Here is an 18,260-nt window from a genome sequence, read left to right as displayed (position 1 = left end):
CTGCCCGGTGGAATAAGCTAGAATTGTGACGGGGTTGGGTCAAGCGCAGGGTGTTTTGCTGGCATCCGGCGCAGGGCGTGGTAGGTCTGTGCCGAGCAATCAGGAGGAATCGGATATGGATCTGGGGATCAAGGGAAAAACCGCGCTGGTCTGCGCATCGTCCAAGGGACTGGGGCTGGGCTGTGCCGAGGCACTGGCGGAGGCCGGTGTGAACCTGGTGATGAACGCGCGGGGCGCCGAGGCGCTGGAGTCTGCCGCCGAACGCCTGCGGGCGGATCACGGCATATCCGTGAAGACGGTCGCGGCCGATGTGTCGACCGAGGACGGCCAGAAGATGCTGATCGACGCCGCGGGCGAGATCGACATTCTGGTCAACAACGCGGGCGGTCCGCCCCCCGGCATGTGGCACGAATGGGACCGGTCCGATTTCATCGCGGCGCTGGACGCGAACATGCTGGCGCCCATCGCGCTGATCAAGGCGCTGGTGCCCGGCATGATGGACCGTGGCTGGGGCAGGGTGGTCAACATCACCTCGCAATCCGTACGGGCGCCCATCGGCGTGCTGGGCCTGTCGAATTCCGCGCGGACGGGGCTGACCGGCTACGTTGCGGGCACCTCGCGGCAGGTCGCCGGGTCGGGGGTGACGATCAACAACCTGCTGCCGGGCATCCACGCCACGGACCGGGCGGATTCGCTCGACGCGAGCGTGGTCAAGGCCAAGGGAATCACGCTGGAGGAGGCCCGCAAGGAACGCGCCTCGGGCATTCCTGCAGGGCGCTACGGCACGCGGCAGGAATTCGGTGCCGCCTGCGCCTTCCTCTGCTCGCAGCACGCCGGTTTCATCGTGGGTCAGAACCTGCTGCTGGATGGCGGCGCAACCAACATCACCATGTGACCGGGGCCTCGCGTATGGGCAAGCTGGCGCTTTGCGTCGCGGTCGTGTGCCTCGCGACGCAACCCCTGCGGGCGGACGACCTCCTCCCGCGGCTCGAAGCGGCGCAGGGCGCGATCGATGCCCGGATGCTGACGGTGATGGGCGCCGATCCGGCCGGGGCGCGGTGGAGCGCCGCGCGCCGGGCGGCCTCTGGCTGTGCGCTGCGCGAGCTTGAACGGATGAAGGGCCGCGCCGCCGCCGAGACCTACGTGCGCGCGGTCGAAAACGGGGCGGCGAAGGCCGCACGCCTGCGCGCTGCCGCCGATTTCGGCGGTCTGGCGGCGCGCATCCACGCGGCGGCGGGTCTGCGCCTGCAACGCGACATCGTGCCGATCACCCGCGCCTGCGGGGTCGGGCTCTAGCGCGGTGGCCGAGGCGTTCTCGCTCAAGGATCACCTGTTCAACGCGGACAGCATCGGCAGGCTGGCGGCAGAATACGCCGCCGGCCTGCCGGGTTTCGACCCGGGCCCGTTCCGACAAGAGGTGCTGGCCGGGTTCGCCGACCGTGGTCTGCTCGAACGGCTGGAGTGGATGGCCGATTGCCTCGAGCCGCAGCTTTCCCCAGATTTCCCGCTGATGGCCGACCAGCTGGAGGCCATGATGCCGCCACCGCTGGACCCGGCCCTGCGGGACGATGATTTCGGCCATTTCGTTCATGCGGTGCCCGGTATCCTTGCGGTGCGGCACGGGCTGGAACATCACCGCGAGAGAGCATTGGATCTTCTCCACGCGGCGACGCAGCGGTTCTCGATGGAATTCTACATCCGTCCCTTCCTGAACCGCTGGCCGGAGCAGACGCTGAACCGGCTGCTGCGCTGGTCCGAAGACCCGAATTATCACGTCCGCCGCCTCGTCAGCGAAGGCACACGGCCGCGCCTGCCTTGGGCGCGGGCCGTCGATCTGACCGCCGATCAGACCCTGCCGCTTCTGGATCGGCTTCATACGGACCCGACGCGATACGTGACAAGATCGGTCGCCAACCACCTGAATGACATCGCCAAAAAGCAACCGGACCGGGTGGTGGAGCGGCTTGGCGACTGGCGCAAAGCCGGCAAGCAGGACGACAGCGAACTGGCCTGGATGACCCGGCACGCCCTGCGCACCCTGATCAAGCGCGGCGATCCGGCCGCACTCGATCTGCTGGGATACCGGCGCGACATTCCGGTAAACGCCGTACTGGCGCTGGACAGCGGCAGCGTTTCCATCGGTGGCAAGCTCGCGTTCTCGCTGGAACTGACCGCATCGGTGGACCTGCCCGTCGTGGTGGATTACCGGCTGCGATTTGCCCGCCCCGGCGGCAACGATACCGAGAAGGTCTTCAAGCTCAGGGCGACGCGGATCGAGGCGGGCCGGCCCCTGATCCTGCAAAAGGCCCACAGGATGAAGGGGGACGCGACCACCTTCACCCTCCATCCCGGCCCCCACCGCGTGACCGTTCAGGTCAACGGGGCCGATGTCGCGGCGGCCGACTTCGACCTCACGGCGTGAGGGCGCGCGGCGGTGCTTGCGGGGACCGGGCCGGGCTGATAGCTGATCTCCGAGCGATTTTATCGGATACCCATGACAGCCGCAGTTCCCCGACTAGAGATCAAGGACCTGAAGCGATCCTACAACGGCCGCCCCGTTGTCGATGGCGTGTCATTGCGCATCATGCCGGGGCAGGTCACCTGTCTGCTCGGCCCTTCCGGGTGCGGCAAGTCGACCACCCTTCGGATGATCGCCGGGGTCGAGATGCAGGACAGCGGCACCATTCACGTGGACGGCGCGCTGATTTGCGACACGGTCTTTCGCGTGCCCCCCGAACGGCGCGAGATCGGCCTCATGTTCCAGGATTTCGCCCTGTTTCCGCACCTCAGCGTGGCGGACAACGTGGGTTTCGGCCTCAAGAAGGGGACCCGCGCGGAAAAGCGCGCCCGGATCGAGGAACTGCTCGACCGCGTGGACCTGAAGCGGTTCATCGACGGCTACCCGCACCAGCTATCGGGCGGCGAACAGCAGCGCGTGGCACTGGCCCGCGCCCTCGCGCCGCGCCCGCGCATCATGCTGATGGATGAACCGTTCTCGGGGCTGGACAACCGGCTGCGCGATGGCATCCGGGATGAAACGCTGAGCATCCTCAAGGAAGAGGACACCGCGGTGCTTCTGGTCACGCACGAGCCGGACGAGGCGATGCGCATGGCCGACGAGATCGCCCTGATGCGAGACGGGCGGATCGTGATGCAGGGCGCGCCCTACAACGTCTACACCCGTCCCGTGGACCGGGCCGCGGTCGCCTTTTTCTCGGACGCCAACCTGCTGCGCGCCCGTGTCGAAGGGGCGCTGGCCGACACCCCTTTCGGCCAGTTCCTTGCGCCGGGCGTGCCGGACGGGACGGACGTGGACATCGTTTTCCGGCCCCAGCACCTGCGCATTGATTTCGACCGTGGCGGGCAGGGGCCGCGGCCCACCGCCACCGATGGCACGGCAGCGCGCGCCGTGGTGGAACGGGCCCGGTTCATGGGCAACGAGTCGCTGGTGGAATTCGTGCTCGATCATGACAACCTGCGGCTCAAGGCGACGGTGCCCAACGTGTTCCTGCCGCAGCCCGGCTCGGTCATGTGGCTGACGGTCCGGCGCGACAAGTGTTTTGTTTTCCCGGTGACAGGAGGCCGCGATGCCTGAGACTCTGATGGTGGAATTCGGCATGGGATCGTCCCTGCGCCGGGGCGATTACACCGAAGCCGCGCTGCGCGCGGTCAGGGATGCCCTGTGGCACAATTCGATCAACCTGGCCGAGCTTTTCGGTTTCGACAAGACCGACATGCGGATCACCCTCGACGTGGGTGTGCAGCAGCCCGACAAGGTCGACCCCGAGGCGCTGCGCGCCGTCTTTCCCTATGGCGAGGTCACCGTGAACCTGCATTCGGGCGGGCTGGACGTGCCGCGCCCGGAGGGAGAGGGCAACCCGACGATGATGGCGAATGTCGCCCTGTCCATCGCCTTCGACATGGAGCGGGCCGATGACTGAGCAGCGGATCATCATCGAAATGGGCATGGGCAACGACCTGCACGGGATGGATTACACCAAGGCCTGCGCAAGGGCGATCGAGGATGCGATGCGACACTCCTCGCTGCCCCTTTTCAAGGCGACCGGCCTGTCACCTGCGCAGATGCGTGTTCAGGTGACGGTGGCGGTGCAGGAACCGGACAAGGTCGATACCGATGCACTGGCGGCCCTGTTGCCGCGTGGCAAGGCCAAGGTCCGCGCGGTCCCCGGCGGCCTGAACGTTCGCGCGGGCGTCGAGGTGATCGTCATCGCGCAGGCCAGCGTCGAGGCCTTCCTGCCGGATCAGCGCGGCGCATGGCGGCTGAAATAGCCGTCGGAAACGGGATTCAGGGCGTCCCGGCCGTCGGTCGGTAGTCCGCCAGCCGCTTTCCCGGCTCATCGACGAAAAGTTCCGGCAGCGCCTCTGCCGTCTCGATCCGGTCGAGGCGAAAGAGGCCGAAGCGGTCGACCCCCTCGCACCAGGCCGTCAATGCCCAGACCCGGCCCCGGTATTCCAGGTGCAGCGGGCGCACGGTGCGGCGGGCGACGAAGCCGTCGTCGGCGGTGTAGGTCAGCGCCACCTTCTGGCGCGCGCGGATGGCGGGCCGCAGAAGCGACAGATGCGTCAGGTTTCGCGCAGGGTCCGCAAAGGGGCTCAACGCTGTTTTCCACGCTTCGGCGGCGGCCATTGCCTGTGCCGGCAGCACCGAGTCGATCCTGTCGGCCAGACTGTCCGCCGCGGTCTGCAACTCCGCGTCCGCCGCCTGTGCCACGATGGCAAGGCCGAGGTTCAGCGCCTCCAGTTCCTTTGCGGTCAGGGTAAGCGGCGGCAGGGTGATCGCGTCCTCGAGCGCGTAGCCCGCCCCGCGCGACCCCTTGACTGGCACGCCCGAAGCGGCCAGCCGATCCATGTCCCGGTATATCGTCCGTACCGAAACCCCCATCCGCCTGGCCAGATCCTCTGCCCGGTGCAACGCACCGTCCTGCAGAAGGCGCAGAAGGTCGAACAGGCGGTCGGAACGGGGCATCGAAAGGTCTTTCCGGGTTGCAACTGACATAAACCTGTCAGGAGGCCGCATCAAGCCCAGCGGTCACGGTTTTGCGACCGGGTGGTCCGGACGCGGCGCGGCCTTTGCGCTTTGCCGTCGACGCGGCTTTTCCGTAACAAGGCAGGCGACTGGGGGATTCCCCCCGACAACGGGAGAGATGACATGTTGAACAATATTGGCCTGCCCGGTCTTTTGCTGATCGCGGTGGTCGTGCTCGTGCTTTTCGGGCGCGGCAAGATTTCCAGCCTGATGGGTGAAGTCGGCAAGGGGATCACGAGCTTCAAGAAGGGTATCAGCGAGGGCGAGAACGAGACGAAGCAGGTCGACGAGGTCGACAGTGCCGAACTGCCCAAGCATACCGACACCGGCACCCATCCCCGGACCGACCGGGTCGCCGACAAGGGCGTGAACCGGGACAAGGTGTAACCACCCATGTTCGATATGAGCTGGACCGAGCTGTTGGTCGTGGGCATCGTGGCGCTGATCGTCGTGGGCCCCAAGGACCTGCCGGTGTTGTTCCGCAAGGTGGGGCAGTTCGTGGGCAAGGCCAAGGGCATGGCGCGCGAGTTCACCAATGCGATGAACGACGCCGCGGACAGCAGCGGCATGCGCGAGATATCGTCGAACCTGAACACCTCGCTCAAGGCGGCGACCAATCCGCTTGGCACCGCGATGGACGGGGTAAAGTCGGCGACCAAGTCGCTGACCAATATCGACCCCGACAGCGAGACCGGCAAGCTGGCCGCCCAGCGGGCCGAGGATGTGAAGAAGATCCAGGCCCAGACCGCCCGCGCCGCCGCGGAGCGCAAACAGCGCGAAGCGGCCGAGGCGATGGCCCGTGCCGAGGCGCTGGAGGAAGAAGCGTCCGCTTCCGCGCCGAAACCGGCAGCACCGGCGGCCGCCGAAAAGGCCCCGACGGCGAAGAAACCGGCCGGCGCGAAAGCTCCGGCGACACAGGAGGCGAAGCCGGCCCCGAAGAAAACCGCCGCGAAGAAGCCCGCGGCGAAGAAGCCCGCGGCGAAGAAGCCTGCCGCCAAGAAGCCCGCAGCCAAGAAACCCGCGGCCAAGCCTGCCGAAAAAGAGTAACCGATGAGCGCCACCGACGATATCGACGACAGCGCAGCGCCGCTGATCGAACACCTGGCAGAGTTGCGGACCCGGCTGATCCGGTCCGTTCTCGCCTTCATCGTGGGCATGATCATCTGCTTTTCCTTCGGCAGCACGATCCTCGATTTCCTGCTGGTGCCGATCGAGAACACGATGCGTGATCTCGGCAACCCGAACCCGGTGATGCAGTACACGGCGCCGCAGGAGTATTTCTTTACCCTCGTGCGCATCTCGATGGTGGGGGGGCTGGCCGTCAGCTTTCCCGTGATCGCCACGCAGCTCTGGCGCTTTGTCGCGCCGGGTCTCTACAAGAACGAGAAAAGCGCCTTCCTGCCGTTCCTCATCGCCTCTCCCGCCCTGTTCCTGCTGGGCGCGGCCTTTGCGCATTACGTCGTCGTGCCGCTGGCGATGCAGTTCTTTCTCGGGTTCTCCGACGCCGCGTCCTACCTGACGGCGCTGGTGGTCGAGGGCGACGCGCGCAAGAGCGGGATCGACATCGTCTTCAACGGCAAGGTCAACGAAAGCCTCGACATCACGCTGAAGATGATAGTGGCCTTCGGCCTGTGTTTCCAGCTGCCGGTGCTGCTGACCCTGATGGGCAAGGCGGGGCTGGTGAGCACCGAGGGCCTTCGCAACGTGCGAAAGTATGCCGTCGTCGGCATCCTGCTGCTGGCCGCGCTGGTCACGCCGCCCGACGTGGTGACGCAGCTGATCCTGTTCGTCGTGGTCTACGGCCTTTACGAGGTGTCGATCTTCCTTGTCAGCCGCGTGGAATCGAAGCGTGAGGCACAGTTGCGCGCCGATGGCTACTACGACGACGATGATGCGTTCGACGAGCATCTCGAAGACGACGAGGACGACCTGAAGTGATAGACGATCCCATGGACCGCATCGCGGCGGCGCTGGAGCGCATGGCGCCCGCCGCGATGCCCACGCCCGATTTCGACGCGGCGACGGCCTTTGTCTGGCACACCGGCCCGGACCGGCTGGAACCCGTCGCGCAGGTCTCGCGGGTGGCGCTGAACCTGTTGGTCGGCGTCGACCGGTCGCGCGACACGCTGCTGGCCAACACGCGGCAGTTCGCTGCCGGACTGCCGGCCAACAACGCCCTGCTGTGGGGCGCTCGGGGCATGGGAAAATCGAGCCTTGTCAAGGCGATACACGCCGACGTTCACGCATCGCACGAAGCGCTGCGCCTGGTCGAGCTCCAGCGGGAGGATCTGCCCTCGGTCGGACGGTTGCTGAACCTCCTGCGGGGCGCATCGCAGCGCTTCATCCTGTTCTGTGACGATCTCAGCTTTGGACACGACGATGCGCACTACAAGTCGCTCAAGGCGGTTCTGGACGGCGGGATCGAAGGGCGGCCGGACAACGTCGTGCTTTATGCCACGTCGAACCGGCGGCACCTTATGCCGCGCGACATGATCGAGAACGAGCGCGGAAGCGCCATCAATCCGGCGGAGGCCGTCGAGGAAAAGGTCTCTCTTTCCGATCGCTTCGGGCTCTGGCTCGGTTTTCATGCCTGCGATCAGGACCAGTACCTGGCGATGATCCGCGGCTACTGCGATGCCTACGGCGTGCCGGTCGACGATGAAACTCTCCGCGCGGAGGCCGTCGAGTGGCAGGCGACGCGGGGCGCGCGGTCGGGCAGGGTGGCGTGGCAGTACTTCACCGATCTGGCGGGCCGCAAGGGCGTCGCCATCGCCTGACGTCAGGCCGCCAGCAGCCCGGCTTCGAACGCACGCAGGCAGGGCGCGACCTTGGGCCCGTAGGCGACAAGATCGGGAAAAAGCGTCCTGATTTCCTGCCCTGCCGCTTCGTTGACCGCGTGCAGCGTCATGTCGCCGGGATAAAGGCTTTCGGTCCACAGACCTTCGGACCGGATCAGGTGATGGGCGTCGAAAAGCACGTGATAGTACCGCACACGCCCGCCGGGGCGCCGGTACACGCCGTCATGCCCCAGCAGATCCTTGGCGCGGACCAGCACTTCTTCCTGTCCGAAGAAGAAATCTGCGCGCCAGTCCTGAAGCAGGATCGCGTGCTGCGGAGAGACCACCAGATCGCGGTCGTTGCCCAGGGTGCCGCGGGTGATCACGATCGGGGCGAGATCTCCCTGCGCCGGCACCGATGTCGCGCCGATCCATGCGATCGGTTGCAGGCCCCCGTCACGGGTCAGGGCCAATTGGCCGGGGCACAGGCTCTCGACGGGCAGGGGGCCCTTGTCGGTTTCGATCAGCGTACCGCTGGCAAAGCAGACAACCGTGCCGCCCAACGACGCGTGCGGTATCAGGTCGCTGTTGTCGACGATCCCGCCGGTGCGCAGGTTGGTGTCGGCCGGGGGCATCCCGTCGGGAAAGACGAGGTAGAACCCGTCCTCGTTGGCGTCTTCCACGTCGTTGTCGTTGTTCAGATCGACGTCGATCACGGCCACCCGCCAGGTCGTCGTGCCGTCCGTGACCGTGAAGGTATAGTCGTAGATGACCTGTCGTGGTGTTCCGTTGACGTCGGTGGTCTGCCGCCCGATCCCGCCGAAGCGTTCCTGCGGCGACACGATCTCGTTGGTGGGATCGCCGTTGAACTGCGTCGCCCCGTCGTTTTCATCGACGACGAAATAGGTGTCCGGCCCCGTGTAACGCCAGGTCGCACCCGTCGGTGGGGCGAAGTTGTAGTTGAACGCAGAGCCGTTGATCGTGCTCTGGGTTCCGAAGATCGTGTTGGTGTAGCCGTAGTGGACAGGCATCGTAAATCCAATCGCAATTCTTTGCGTTGGATTGTGTCTAGTTTGGCAACGCGGCAGGCTTGCGGCGAAACCTGAACGTTTAAGTCAAATGCGGGGCAATTTCAGGGTATTTTGCCCTGCCGGGCCGGCGGCCCGGCGCGGGCCTTCAGTTGAGGTAGGGGGACGGATCCACGCTGTCGAAGCCCTTGCGCACTTCGAAATGCACATAGGCGTCGTCGCCGCTGCGCAGTTTGGCGATCTGCTGTCCGCGGCTGACGGTATCGCCTTTCGCGACACTCACGTCGGTCACGTTCGCATAGACCGTCAGCAGATTGTCTTCGTGGCGGACCACGACGATCGGCACGCCGTCGGCGCTCTTGGTGATCGCCGCAACGGTGCCCTTGTCCGCCGCCTTGACCGCGGCGCCGGGGGCGGCCTTGATGTTGATGCCCTCGTTCTTGCCCTTTGCGTAGCCCCGGATGATGCTGCCCTGCACGGGTGTCGCCATCTTGGCACTCGATGTCTTGACCGTGGTCTCGCCCACGTCGGCGACAGGTTTCTTGGGCGCTGCCGTGGCGGCGGGGGGCAGGGGCTTGGCGGTATCGTCCTGCGGCAGGGGCTTCTTGGCGGAAGGGGGCGTCGGCGTGGGGCTGCCTTCGCCCGGCATGCTGGTGGCCGGTGCCGGTGCAGGGGCCGCGGCCTGGGTCGCCCCGGTCGCGGGATTGCGCTTGGGCGGGTTCTGCTGTGGCACGGGGATCAGCAGGAACTGGCCTTCGCGCACCGCAAAATCGGCGCCGAGCCCGTTCCATTCTGCCAGCGCCTTGACCGGCACGGAATAGAGCCGCGCGACGGTATAGGCGGTCTCGCCGCGTTCGACACGGTGGCGGATCGGCTCCTTGCCCGTCTGGACGGTTGCAGCGGGGGCCGGTGCGGGGCTGGCGGGGGCCAGCGTCGCGGTCTGGACACCGGGGCTTGCCGGTGCGCGGTCGATGGCGTTCCCGGCGAGCGAGGAGATGTCCACCGGGCCGCCCGAGGCGCTGGGCGCGGGGGCCGCTTCACCCACCCTGTTGGGCAGGGCGATGATTTCGTCCTTGCGCAGCGGCACGGCGGGGTCGATGCCGTTGTAACTGGCCAGCTGCGTGGTGCTTGCGCCCACCCGCGCAGCCACATCGGCAAGCGTGTCGCCACGGCGGGCAACGGCCACCTGGTAGTTCGGATAGGAGATGACACCGCGACTGTCGGGCGTGGGCCGGTCCGCGAGAGGCGCCGTCGCAGCCTGTGCGGTGGTGAAATTGCCCAGGTTTCCCCGCAGATCGAAGTCGAGCGGCTGGTTCGCGCAGGCGCCCAGCAAGACCGCGCTGGAGCCCGCCAGGACGCTCAGCCGCAGGGGGCGGCGCATGAATGAATGGCGCATCTGCATGTCCTCATCTGTCCTCCCCCGTGTCGATCCGGGGATTTGGGCCGTTTATAGCCCAATTATGTGTCCTTGCCCAACCCTTCGAGCAGCGGAACGAAGCGAACGGCCCGCATTTCGTCATATTCGAGCCCATGGGCGGTTTTCCGCACACGGATCAGGTGCTGCACCGCGTCGGACTGGCCGACCGGCAGGACCATGATCCCGCCTTCCTTGAGCTGTGCGAGCAGCGGACTGGGCGGATCCTCCGCCGCGGCCGTGACGATGATCCGGTCGAACGGCGCCTGCTCGACCAGGCCAAAGCTGCCGTCGGCGGTGATCGCGGTGATGTTGTTCAGGTCCATCTGTTCAAAGATCGCGCGCGCGTCGTGCACCAGCCGGCGGTGCCGGTCGATGGTATACACCCGGCGCGCAAGCTTGCTGAGGATCGCCGCCTGGTAGCCCGAGCCGGTGCCGATCTCGAGCACCTTGTCCCGGGGCGAGATTTCCAGCGCCTGGGTCATCAGCCCGACGACCGAAGGCTGGCTGATGGTCTGTCCGCAGGCGATCGGCAGCGGCATGTCCTCGTAGGCGCGTTGCGCGAAAAGACCCTTGATGAAGGGGCCCCGGTCGATCGTTTCCATCGCGTTCAGGACACGGTTGTCCGTCACCCCCTTGGAGCGCAGCGCATAGAGGAACTGCATCTTGCGTTCGGCTTCTGACAGTTCCTCGTCGGTCACGTATCGATGCCTGCCAACTGGTCCATGATCTCGTGCGCGGTCAGGTCCGCCCGCATCGGGGTGACCGAAACATATCCGTCCAGATTGACCGCCGCATCGGTTCCCGGCGCGGCCATGACCCGCTGGTCACCCCCCTTGATCCATGAAAACCGCCGCCCGGAAGGTGAGGTGTGCGGCTCTGTTCCGTGCACGACACCGGGGCGGCGGCCCTGCGGCGCGAGCCGCGTTCCCTTGACTGCCTTTGCCGGCACGGGCGGAAAGTTCACGTTGTAGAACAGCGAATAGGCGCCGTCTTCGGCCGGGTTCGCATCGAGAATACGGCGGACCACGTCGGCGCCGAAGGTCGCTGCCGCCTCGAACGGGTCGTCGAGGTCACGGTTGTCGGGGCCGTAGTACTGCGACAGGGCGATGGCCGGGAACCCCTGAAGCGCTGCCTCCATCGCGCCACCGATGGTGCCCGAATAAAGCGTGTTCTCAGCCGAATTATTGCCCCTGTTCACGCCGGACAGCACCAGGTCGGGGAGGCTGTCCTTCATCACGTCGTGCACCCCGATCAGCACGCAGTCGGCCGGAGACCCTTCGGCGGCATAGCGGCGCGTGCCCAGTTTGCTGATCATGGTGGGCTTGACGTAGTTGATGCAGTGGCCGACCCCCGATTGCTCGAACGCCGGGGCGACCGTCCAGACCTCGCCGTCCGGGCCCGCGATATCTTCCGCGATGCGGGCGAGGACCGCCAGTCCGGGTGCGTCGATGCCGTCGTCGTTGGTGATGAGAATGCGCATAAAAAGGCCCTTTTGCCCTTGATAGGCGAGGCCCGCGCGAGCGGCAAGGACGGGTCGGGGATATTGTCCGGGGAACCCCCGTCAGAGTTGCGCGATTACCGCAGCGGCCTGGGCATGGGGATCGGCCAGCACCGTGCGGTCCTCGCCCGGAAAGAAGCGGGCGCGGGTCGCGGTGGGCATCGGTTCCGGCGTCAGCACGTGAACCTTGGGTCCGATCTTGGCCGTTTCGGCCGCCCACGACCGCGCCATCGCGATCTGCGCCGCCTTGGTCGCGCCGTAGGCACCGAAGAACTTCGCGCCCGCGCGGGGATCGTCGAAGAACACCGCCTGTCCGGACGGCCCCAGCAGGGGCGAGACATAGGCGATCAGCGTCGCGGTCGCGGTGACGTTGCAGGACACCGACTTGGCCATGTCCTTGGGATCGACATGGTCTGCCGGCGCCAGCGGCGCGGCATGGACAGCCGTGTGACACCACAGGTCCAGGCTGCCCCACCGGTCGTGGATGCCGCGGCAGAGCACCGCCATCGCGTCCGCTGTCGTCACGTCCATGGGCGCAAGCGTCGCCGAACCGCCCCGCGCCTGGATACGGTCGTCCAGCTCCTCGAGCGCGCCGGTGGTCCGGGCCACGGCGATGATGTGGTGGCTGGCGCAGAGCGCCTCCGCCAGGGCGGCCCCAAGGCCGCGCGAGGCGCCGGTGATCAATGCGGTCTTTGTCATGCGCGCCATGTGCCTTGATGCAGGCCCGCCGTCAATAGGCCGCTCAGCCCTGGGGCAGTTTCAATGCCTTGGCGCGGCCCCGCACGTTGAGCACCAGCTGGCCCTCTCCGATGGCGGCGACGGTGCCGCCGGCGACCGTATCGCCGAGGCCGACGCGGGTGATCCGGCCGTTGGGTGTCCGGACCAGAGCGCCCGGCGCGGTCTCGCTGCCGAAAATGCCGATCAGGGCGGTGCGATCCAGCCGTGCTTCGGTGGTGGCAAGGTCAGCCACGTTGCGCGGGGTGGGGTGTTGTGTGTCCGTGTTGCTCATCTCGTGCCTCTGCGCGGATTGCCGATTCTCTGTTCAGACGGCCAGCTAACAAGGTCGCGCCGGAGGCAGAAGGGGACCGGGCGCGGATCAGCCAAGCCTTGCCGAAGGCTGCGCGGGCTTCAGCCGAAGCCGCGCGATCCGCGCCGCGACAGATGGTAGCAAAAGGTCATTTCCGCGAGGTGAGAGACCGCCTGCTCGGGCAGCGCCCGCCCCAGGTCGCACGTGATCCGGCGGCGACCGTCGTTGTCCCCCATGTCGGGGTGGATGTCCCGCATCCGGGCGGCAAGATCGGTCTTGCAGTCGATCAGGAAGCTGATCCGGTCGGGATCGTGCGGCGACCAGTCCATGCGCAGCGTGCTGCCGGTGCGCGGTTTCGAGGGCCGCCAGGCGGGCTGTCCCCACTTGAGACTTTCCTCCAGCGGGGCAACGCCCACGCGGTCCGCAGCCTGAAAGAACAACGCACGGCACGCCCACAGCGCGTCACGCGCGGGCGCCGGCCAAGTATTCAGAACGGCAAGAAGAGGGGCGGGGGCGTGCTGCATCCTGCCATGATGGCAGCCACAGCTGACAGAAAGCGGCAGCAGATTACTCCGCTGCCGTCTTCATCTTGAAGCCTTCGTTCACCTTGTCCGCCGGAGTGACCGGATATTCGCCCGAGAAACAGGCGTCGCAGTATTGCGGACACTTGGAGTCGCGGCCCCCGGCCTCGCCCACGGCGCGGTAGAGACCGTCGAGCGAGATGAACTTGAGGCTGTCGACCTGCAAGTGATCGCGCATCTCGTCTTCTGACATGGTCGCGGCCAGCAGCTTCTCGCGCTGGGGCGTGTCCACGCCGTAGAAACAGGGCCACGCCGTCGGTGGCGAGGCGATCCGGAAGTGGACCTCGGCCGCGCCGGCGTCGAGGATCATTTCCTTGATCTTGCGGCTGGTGGTGCCGCGCACCACGCTGTCGTCGACGAGGATCACCCGCTTGCCCTTGATCAGGGCGCGGTTCACGTTCAGCTTCAGGCGCACGCCCATGTTGCGGATCTGCTCCGTCGGTTCGATGAAGGTGCGGCCCATGTACTGGTTGCGGATGATGCCCATGGCATAGGGGATGCCGGATTCGAGACTGTAACCGATCGCCGCCGGTGTGCCGCTGTCCGGCACCGGGCAGACCAGATCGGCGTCGACCGGGCTCTCCTTGGCCAGTTCCCGGCCGATGTTCTCGCGGGTTTCATAGACCGAGCGACCGCCGAGGATGCTGTCGGGCCGGCTGAAATACACGTGTTCGAAGATACAGAACCGCGACGGCTGGCGGCGGAAGGGGAAATGGCTTTCCACGCCGCTCGGGGTGATGACGACCATTTCTCCGGGCTCGATCTCGCGCACGAACTCGGCGCCGATGATGTCCAGTGCGCAGGTCTCCGAACTCAGCGCCCAGCCATCGCCCACCTTTCCCAGCACCAGGGGGCGCACGCCCAGCGGATCGCGCACGCCGATCAGCTTGGTGCGGGTCATCGCGACCACCGAAAAGGCGCCCTCGACCCGCCGTAGCGCGTCTTCCATGCGTTCGGGCACGTTGCGTTGCAGGGAACGGGCCATCAGGTGGATGATGCATTCACTGTCCGACGAGGACTGGAAGATCGAGCCGCGTTCGATCAGCTCGCGGCGCAGGGCGTTGGCGTTGGTGATGTTGCCGTTATGCGCGATGGCGGCGCCGCCCATGGCGAATTCGCCGAAGAACGGCTGCACGTCGCGGATCGCGGTCTGGCCCTTGGACCCGGCCGTGGAATAGCGCACGTGGCCGATGGCCAGCTCGCCCGGCAGCGTCTCCATCACCGCCTGGCTGGTGAAGTTGTCGCGGACGTAGCCAAAGCGCCGGGCGGACTGAAACCCCGCCTCCGGCTGGTAGGAGACAATGCCCCCCGCTTCCTGACCCCGGTGTTGCAGCGCGTGAAGCCCCAGCGCCACGAAATTCGCGGCGTCGGCCACGCCGACCACCCCGAAGATGCCGCATTCCTCCTTCAGCTTGTCCTCGTCGTCCCCGTCCCTGAGGTAGGACGTGTCGAAAGGGTGTGCGGGAGGCATGATCTTGGAAGTGGGCTTTGTCACGGCGGGCAGCTCCGAATCCGGTTGGGCTTGCCGCCTATGTAGGGCTCTTGACCGCCAGTGTCACCCCGCCGCCCGCTTGCCGGGCGGGATTGTTTCAAACCTGTGACTGTGGACCGGGCCTTGCCGCCGCCGGATCTAAGCCTGCCGCAGCAGCCCTTCACCCGCGTTGTCGTTCCTCAGTTCGGCCCGTGGCGCGCCGGGCAGATCGCTGCAGGCGACGATCCGTCCGGGCAGGGTGAAGCTGATGATGGCGCCACCGGTGATCGCGGAATTGCGCGCGCTCATCATGCCGCCGCGCGCACGGATGATCCGCCGCACCCCGAAAAGCCCGTATCCACCGTCGATCCGGAAGCTGCCGCCGTTCATCAGCCTCGTTGCCGCCTCGGTGAAGCCCTTGCCGTTGTCCTCGAGTGTCACGGCGATCCAGCCGTTCGCGCGTTCCTCGACCGAGATGTCCAGCATCAGCGACAGGCGCCCGGCGTGCTTCACGGCGTTCTCAATCAGGTTGCGCAGCGCGATGTGCAGCGCCGTCTTGTCGGTCAGCAGGGTGGCGGGCGTGACGGTGACCTGATGGCGTTCTTCGGGGTCGAGGATGTCGCAGATCAGGCAGGTCATTTCGGACAGGTCGCACAGCGCCTCTGTCTGCTCGAGCTCGACCGACTGACTGTGCGCGAGGATGTCGTCGATCAGTTTCATGGTCTTCTCGGCGATGCCGTCCATCATGTCGATCATTTCCAGCTTGCCATCTCCGTGATCGACGAAATCCTGCCGCAGCACCTCTGCCAGCATGGTGACGTTGCGCATCGGCGCGCGCAGGTCGTGTGCCGCCATGGCGACGAATTGCTCCATCTCGGAGGCTGCCGTGTCGTAGGAGACCTTGGCCTCCCGCGCGCGGGTCTGGTCGGTGATGTCCAGCGACGTACCGAAAAGCCGTTGCCCGCGTCCCTGTGCATCCAGCTCGGGAGACAGCGTGGTCCGCACTTGCCGCACCTCGCCCGCCAGCGGCAGTTGCAGTTCGTAGGTCAGCGCCGTGCCCGCTTCGGCCACCTGGCAGTGCCGGGCCAGCGCGGTACGACCGTAGGCGGTGTCGTAAACCTCGGCGGCGGTCCGGCCGAGGTAGTCCGAAAGGGGCCGCCCGCTGATGCCACGCGCATGGGCGTTGAACGCGCGATAGACAGGCAGGCCGCGCGTGTCGATTTCCAGCACGAAGAGCGGTGCGGCGACGTGATCGAGATGGGCGTAGGGGTCGGACTCTGACATCAGGCTGCTCCTTTGCCGCAGAACCCTACGACGGCCTGTCTAACAGAGTGTTAAGCGCGCCCGCGAAGCGTCAGGCGCCGCAGTTGCCCACCAGTTCTTCGTAACGGGTGGTGATCCAGCCCAGGGCGTTCTCCGGGTTCTGCTCTTCGATCCGGTCGGTGAAGCGGGCAAAGACCGTCGCCGACCGGCTGTCGTCGACCATGGTGAATTCCTGATCGGGGATCACGGTCTCATAGACGAAGAAGGCGATGGCCACGAGGATGATGCCGCGCGCCACGCCGAAGATGAACCCCAGCCCCTGGTCCAGCCCGCCAAGGACGGAGCGTTGGACCAGCGAGGAAAACAGCGGCGTGAACAGGGACACGACGATCAGGGCCACGGCGAACACGATCGCGAAGGCACCGATGATGGACAATTCGCAGCTGTCGGCGAGGAATTCGCCCACCACGGGCAATTCGCGGACCAACGGCTCGACCTGCGGGGCAAAGAGATAGGCGAGCACGGCGGCGGCGACCCAGCCGACGATCGCCATCAATTCGCGCACCAGCCCGCGGCCATAGGCCAACAGCGCCGATAGCACGATGACCAGCGCCACCACGCCGTCGATAATGGTAAAGCCTTCCATCTGCTGCCTGCCTTCGTAGCTGGGCGCTATCCCGCGCCGAATATTTCACCGACAAATCCGGTCAGATCGCCCAGTTGATTGAGCGCGATGCCCGTCGTTCCAACCGCCTTGCCCCCTGCGGGCGCGATTGCGGAGGTAAAACCAAGTTTTTGCGCCTCTTTCAACCTGTTTTCAGTCTGGCTGGCGGGACGCAGCGCACCGGAGAGGCTGATTTCCCCGAAAACCACGGTTTCGGCGGGCAGGGCGACATCCTCGCGCGCGCTCAGGAGCGCGGCGGCAACCGCGAGATCGGCGGCGGGTTCCGACACCTTCATGCCGCCGGCCACGTTCAGATAGACGTCCAGCCCTGCAAAGGGGATGCCGCAGCGCGCCTCCAGCACCGCGAGGATCATCGCGAGCCGCCCGCTGTCCCAGCCCACGACCGTGCGTCGGGCCTGCGCATGCGGCGAAGGTGCGACCAGCGCCTGGAATTCGACCAAAACGGGCCGCGTGCCCTCGATACCGGCAAAGACGACCGATCCGGCTGAGGGCTGGCCGCGCTCTGACAGGAACAGCGCCGAGGGGTTGCCGACCTCTGCCAGTCCCCGCCCCGTCATCTCGAACACCCCGATCTCGTCCGCCGGGCCGAAGCGGTTCTTGACCGCGCGCAGGATGCGGAACTGGTGGCCGCGCTCGCCCTCGAAGTAGAGGACGGTATCGACCATGTGCTCGACCACGCGGGGGCCGGCGATCTGGCCGTCCTTGGTGACGTGACCCACGAGGATGACGGAGGTGCCGGTCCGCTTGGCGAAGGCGGTCAGCTCGTGACTGGCGGCGCGCACCTGGCTGACGGAGCCGGGCGCGCTTTCGACGTTGTCGGCCCACATGGTCTGGATGGAATCGATGATCGCCAGTTGCGGGCGTTCCTTGTCGAGCGTGGTCAGGATGTCGCGCAGGTTGGTCTCGGCTGCCAGTCTGACCGGCGCGTCCGCCAGCCCCAGCCGCTGCGCCCGCATCCTGACCTGTGCGCTGGCCTCTTCGCCGCTGACATAGATCGTCGACAAACCGTTGCGGGCGAACTGCGCCGCGGCCTGCAACAGCAGCGTGGACTTGCCGATCCCCGGATCCCCCCCCACGAGGATCGCCGAGGCGGGTACGAGCCCGCCGCCCAGCACGCGGTCCAGTTCCTCGATCCGGCTCTTGCTGCGCGGCGGCGGCGATTCCTCCGTCCCGAGATCGGTCAGCGTCATCGCCGATCCGCGCCGGGCGCCCAGCGACTTGCTGGGCGGCCCTGCGGAAATGCCCGTGTCCTCCTGAATGGTGTTCCACGCGCCGCAGGCGTCGCAGCGCCCGGACCACTTGTTGTAGGACGCGCCGCAGGCGGTGCAGGTGAAAGTCTTGGTCGGTTTTGCCATGCTGCCTTGTGCCCCCGGCGCAAGGGGAGGTCAAAGGAATTCCCGCCCCCGGCGCCCCCTGCGGGTGGGCCGTCACCCGGTTGCGCTGTCCGCGCCGTTCGGGCCATGTGG

22 protein-coding genes are annotated in these 18,260 nt (G+C 66.5%); 10 read left to right on the top strand and 12 right to left on the bottom strand.

The window, feature by feature from the left end; translation table 11 throughout:
• The first annotated feature begins 115 nt into the window (after nucleotides 1-115).
• From BOO69_RS11230 to BOO69_RS11205, 6 genes are all read left to right on the top strand, one after another.
• Complete coding sequence (locus tag BOO69_RS11230; RefSeq protein ID WP_071972246.1) at nucleotides 116-895, top strand: SDR family oxidoreductase; 780 nt, start codon at nucleotides 116-118, stop codon at nucleotides 893-895.
• 14 nt (nucleotides 896-909) lie between these two features.
• Complete coding sequence (locus tag BOO69_RS11225; RefSeq protein ID WP_071972245.1) at nucleotides 910-1,296, top strand: hypothetical protein; 387 nt, start codon at nucleotides 910-912, stop codon at nucleotides 1,294-1,296.
• Nucleotides 1,297-1,300: 4 nt separating this feature from the next.
• Entirely contained in the window at nucleotides 1,301-2,422 is a 1,122-nt protein-coding gene (locus BOO69_RS11220; RefSeq protein WP_071972244.1) for a DNA alkylation repair protein, read from the top strand.
• A gap of 72 nt (nucleotides 2,423-2,494) precedes the next feature.
• Nucleotides 2,495-3,595 carry an ABC transporter ATP-binding protein gene (locus BOO69_RS11215; RefSeq protein WP_071972243.1) on the top strand — a complete coding sequence of 367 codons (1,101 nt, stop codon included), beginning with the start codon at nucleotides 2,495-2,497 and terminating at the stop codon, nucleotides 3,593-3,595.
• On the top strand, nucleotides 3,588-3,941 hold the full coding sequence (locus tag BOO69_RS11210) for a Lin0512 family protein (protein WP_071972242.1): 354 nt from the start codon (nucleotides 3,588-3,590) through the stop codon (nucleotides 3,939-3,941). Before BOO69_RS11215 ends, BOO69_RS11210 begins: the two co-directional genes overlap by 8 nt.
• Nucleotides 3,934-4,290, top strand: a complete 357-nt coding sequence (locus tag BOO69_RS11205; protein WP_071972241.1) for a Lin0512 family protein — start codon at nucleotides 3,934-3,936, stop codon at nucleotides 4,288-4,290. The genes BOO69_RS11210 and BOO69_RS11205 overlap by 8 nt, the downstream gene beginning before the upstream one ends.
• A 16-nt stretch (nucleotides 4,291-4,306) precedes the next feature.
• Here the strand turns inward: BOO69_RS11205 and BOO69_RS11200 are convergent, their stop codons facing one another.
• A complete protein-coding gene (locus BOO69_RS11200) occupies nucleotides 4,307-4,987 on the bottom strand; it encodes a helix-turn-helix transcriptional regulator (protein ID WP_071972240.1) in 681 nt (226 codons plus the stop codon).
• Nucleotides 4,988-5,170: 183 nt separating this feature from the next.
• Here BOO69_RS11200 and BOO69_RS11195 point away from each other — a divergent pair, with 183 nt between their 5' ends.
• From BOO69_RS11195 to BOO69_RS11180, 4 genes are read left to right on the top strand one after another with little or no spacing between them, the layout of a single operon-like run.
• A complete protein-coding gene (locus BOO69_RS11195) occupies nucleotides 5,171-5,434 on the top strand; it encodes a twin-arginine translocase TatA/TatE family subunit (RefSeq protein ID WP_071972239.1) in 264 nt (87 codons plus the stop codon).
• A 6-nt stretch (nucleotides 5,435-5,440) separates the two neighbouring features.
• Nucleotides 5,441-6,094, top strand: coding sequence for a Sec-independent protein translocase protein TatB (gene tatB, locus BOO69_RS11190; protein ID WP_071972238.1), 654 nt, complete (start codon nucleotides 5,441-5,443; stop codon nucleotides 6,092-6,094).
• 3 nt (nucleotides 6,095-6,097) lie between these two features.
• A complete protein-coding gene (tatC, locus tag BOO69_RS11185; RefSeq protein ID WP_071972237.1) occupies nucleotides 6,098-6,985 on the top strand; it encodes a twin-arginine translocase subunit TatC in 888 nt (295 codons plus the stop codon).
• On the top strand, nucleotides 6,982-7,824 hold the full coding sequence (locus BOO69_RS11180) for an ATP-binding protein (protein ID WP_156874912.1): 843 nt from the start codon (nucleotides 6,982-6,984) through the stop codon (nucleotides 7,822-7,824). Before tatC ends, BOO69_RS11180 begins: the two co-directional genes overlap by 4 nt.
• 2 nt (nucleotides 7,825-7,826) lie before the next feature.
• Here BOO69_RS11180 and BOO69_RS11175 read toward each other — a convergent pair whose 3' ends face one another.
• The 11 genes from BOO69_RS11175 to radA all read right to left on the bottom strand — a co-directional run bounded on the left by BOO69_RS11175 (nucleotide 7,827) and on the right by radA (nucleotide 18,149).
• Nucleotides 7,827-8,855, bottom strand: coding sequence for a Hint domain-containing protein (locus BOO69_RS11175; protein WP_071972235.1), 1,029 nt, complete (start codon nucleotides 8,853-8,855; stop codon nucleotides 7,827-7,829).
• A 145-nt stretch (nucleotides 8,856-9,000) separates the two neighbouring features.
• Nucleotides 9,001-10,248, bottom strand: a complete 1,248-nt coding sequence (locus BOO69_RS11170; RefSeq protein WP_071973780.1) for a LysM peptidoglycan-binding domain-containing M23 family metallopeptidase — start codon at nucleotides 10,246-10,248, stop codon at nucleotides 9,001-9,003.
• Nucleotides 10,249-10,310: 62 nt separating this feature from the next.
• Nucleotides 10,311-10,967, bottom strand: a complete 657-nt coding sequence (locus tag BOO69_RS11165; RefSeq protein ID WP_071972234.1) for a protein-L-isoaspartate(D-aspartate) O-methyltransferase — start codon at nucleotides 10,965-10,967, stop codon at nucleotides 10,311-10,313.
• Nucleotides 10,964-11,749: a 5'/3'-nucleotidase SurE gene (surE, locus tag BOO69_RS11160; RefSeq protein ID WP_071972233.1), complete on the bottom strand. Its 786-nt coding sequence runs from the start codon at nucleotides 11,747-11,749 to the stop codon at nucleotides 10,964-10,966. The genes BOO69_RS11165 and surE overlap by 4 nt, the downstream gene beginning before the upstream one ends.
• Before the next feature lie 81 nt (nucleotides 11,750-11,830).
• A complete protein-coding gene (locus BOO69_RS11155) occupies nucleotides 11,831-12,466 on the bottom strand; it encodes an SDR family NAD(P)-dependent oxidoreductase (RefSeq protein WP_071973779.1) in 636 nt (211 codons plus the stop codon).
• 43 nt (nucleotides 12,467-12,509) lie between these two features.
• Entirely contained in the window at nucleotides 12,510-12,776 is a 267-nt protein-coding gene (locus BOO69_RS11150; protein ID WP_071972232.1) for a pilus assembly protein PilZ, read from the bottom strand.
• Nucleotides 12,777-12,895: 119 nt separating this feature from the next.
• Nucleotides 12,896-13,318, bottom strand: a complete 423-nt coding sequence (locus tag BOO69_RS11145; protein WP_156874911.1) for a DUF1801 domain-containing protein — start codon at nucleotides 13,316-13,318, stop codon at nucleotides 12,896-12,898.
• 43 nt (nucleotides 13,319-13,361) lie between these two features.
• A complete protein-coding gene (gene purF / locus BOO69_RS11140; protein WP_071972230.1) occupies nucleotides 13,362-14,846 on the bottom strand; it encodes an amidophosphoribosyltransferase in 1,485 nt (494 codons plus the stop codon).
• 159 nt (nucleotides 14,847-15,005) lie between these two features.
• Complete coding sequence (locus BOO69_RS11135) at nucleotides 15,006-16,130, bottom strand: PAS domain-containing sensor histidine kinase (RefSeq protein WP_071972229.1); 1,125 nt, start codon at nucleotides 16,128-16,130, stop codon at nucleotides 15,006-15,008.
• 70 nt (nucleotides 16,131-16,200) lie between these two features.
• Nucleotides 16,201-16,755 (bottom strand): CvpA family protein, encoded by a 555-nt coding sequence (locus tag BOO69_RS11130; protein WP_071972228.1) that lies wholly within the window; start codon nucleotides 16,753-16,755, stop codon nucleotides 16,201-16,203.
• Nucleotides 16,756-16,781: 26 nt separating this feature from the next.
• Nucleotides 16,782-18,149 carry a DNA repair protein RadA gene (radA, locus tag BOO69_RS11125; RefSeq protein WP_071972227.1) on the bottom strand — a complete coding sequence of 456 codons (1,368 nt, stop codon included), beginning with the start codon at nucleotides 18,147-18,149 and terminating at the stop codon, nucleotides 16,782-16,784.
• Nucleotides 18,150-18,260: the final 111 nt, after the last annotated feature.

Origin of the sequence: Sulfitobacter alexandrii, assembly GCF_001886735.1 — a bacterium.
In the GTDB taxonomy this organism is placed as follows: domain Bacteria; phylum Pseudomonadota; class Alphaproteobacteria; order Rhodobacterales; family Rhodobacteraceae; genus Sulfitobacter; species Sulfitobacter alexandrii.
The sequence above is the reverse complement of the archived record's forward strand: the minus strand, read 5'-3'. Positions and strand labels throughout refer to the sequence as shown.

Coding starts and splice junctions, on each gene's coding strand:
- tatB (WP_071972238.1), top strand. CDS start 5,441: ATGTTCGATATGAGCTGGACCGAGCTGTTGGTCGTGGGCATCGTGGCG.
- BOO69_RS11155 (WP_071973779.1), bottom strand. CDS start 12,466: ATGACAAAGACCGCATTGATCACCGGCGCCTCGCGCGGCCTTGGGGCC.
- BOO69_RS11215 (WP_071972243.1), top strand. CDS start 2,495: ATGACAGCCGCAGTTCCCCGACTAGAGATCAAGGACCTGAAGCGATCC.
- BOO69_RS11145 (WP_156874911.1), bottom strand. CDS start 13,318: ATGCAGCACGCCCCCGCCCCTCTTCTTGCCGTTCTGAATACTTGGCCG.
- BOO69_RS11195 (WP_071972239.1), top strand. CDS start 5,171: ATGTTGAACAATATTGGCCTGCCCGGTCTTTTGCTGATCGCGGTGGTC.
- BOO69_RS11150 (WP_071972232.1), bottom strand. CDS start 12,776: ATGAGCAACACGGACACACAACACCCCACCCCGCGCAACGTGGCTGAC.
- BOO69_RS11230 (WP_071972246.1), top strand. CDS start 116: ATGGATCTGGGGATCAAGGGAAAAACCGCGCTGGTCTGCGCATCGTCC.
- BOO69_RS11225 (WP_071972245.1), top strand. CDS start 910: ATGGGCAAGCTGGCGCTTTGCGTCGCGGTCGTGTGCCTCGCGACGCAA.
- BOO69_RS11130 (WP_071972228.1), bottom strand. CDS start 16,755: ATGGAAGGCTTTACCATTATCGACGGCGTGGTGGCGCTGGTCATCGTG.
- BOO69_RS11175 (WP_071972235.1), bottom strand. CDS start 8,855: ATGCCTGTCCACTACGGCTACACCAACACGATCTTCGGAACCCAGAGC.
- BOO69_RS11200 (WP_071972240.1), bottom strand. CDS start 4,987: ATGCCCCGTTCCGACCGCCTGTTCGACCTTCTGCGCCTTCTGCAGGAC.
- BOO69_RS11210 (WP_071972242.1), top strand. CDS start 3,588: ATGCCTGAGACTCTGATGGTGGAATTCGGCATGGGATCGTCCCTGCGC.
- BOO69_RS11170 (WP_071973780.1), bottom strand. CDS start 10,248: ATGCGCCATTCATTCATGCGCCGCCCCCTGCGGCTGAGCGTCCTGGCG.
- radA (WP_071972227.1), bottom strand. CDS start 18,149: ATGGCAAAACCGACCAAGACTTTCACCTGCACCGCCTGCGGCGCGTCC.
- tatC (WP_071972237.1), top strand. CDS start 6,098: ATGAGCGCCACCGACGATATCGACGACAGCGCAGCGCCGCTGATCGAA.
- BOO69_RS11135 (WP_071972229.1), bottom strand. CDS start 16,130: ATGTCAGAGTCCGACCCCTACGCCCATCTCGATCACGTCGCCGCACCG.
- surE (WP_071972233.1), bottom strand. CDS start 11,749: ATGCGCATTCTCATCACCAACGACGACGGCATCGACGCACCCGGACTG.
- BOO69_RS11205 (WP_071972241.1), top strand. CDS start 3,934: ATGACTGAGCAGCGGATCATCATCGAAATGGGCATGGGCAACGACCTG.
- purF (WP_071972230.1), bottom strand. CDS start 14,846: ATGCCTCCCGCACACCCTTTCGACACGTCCTACCTCAGGGACGGGGAC.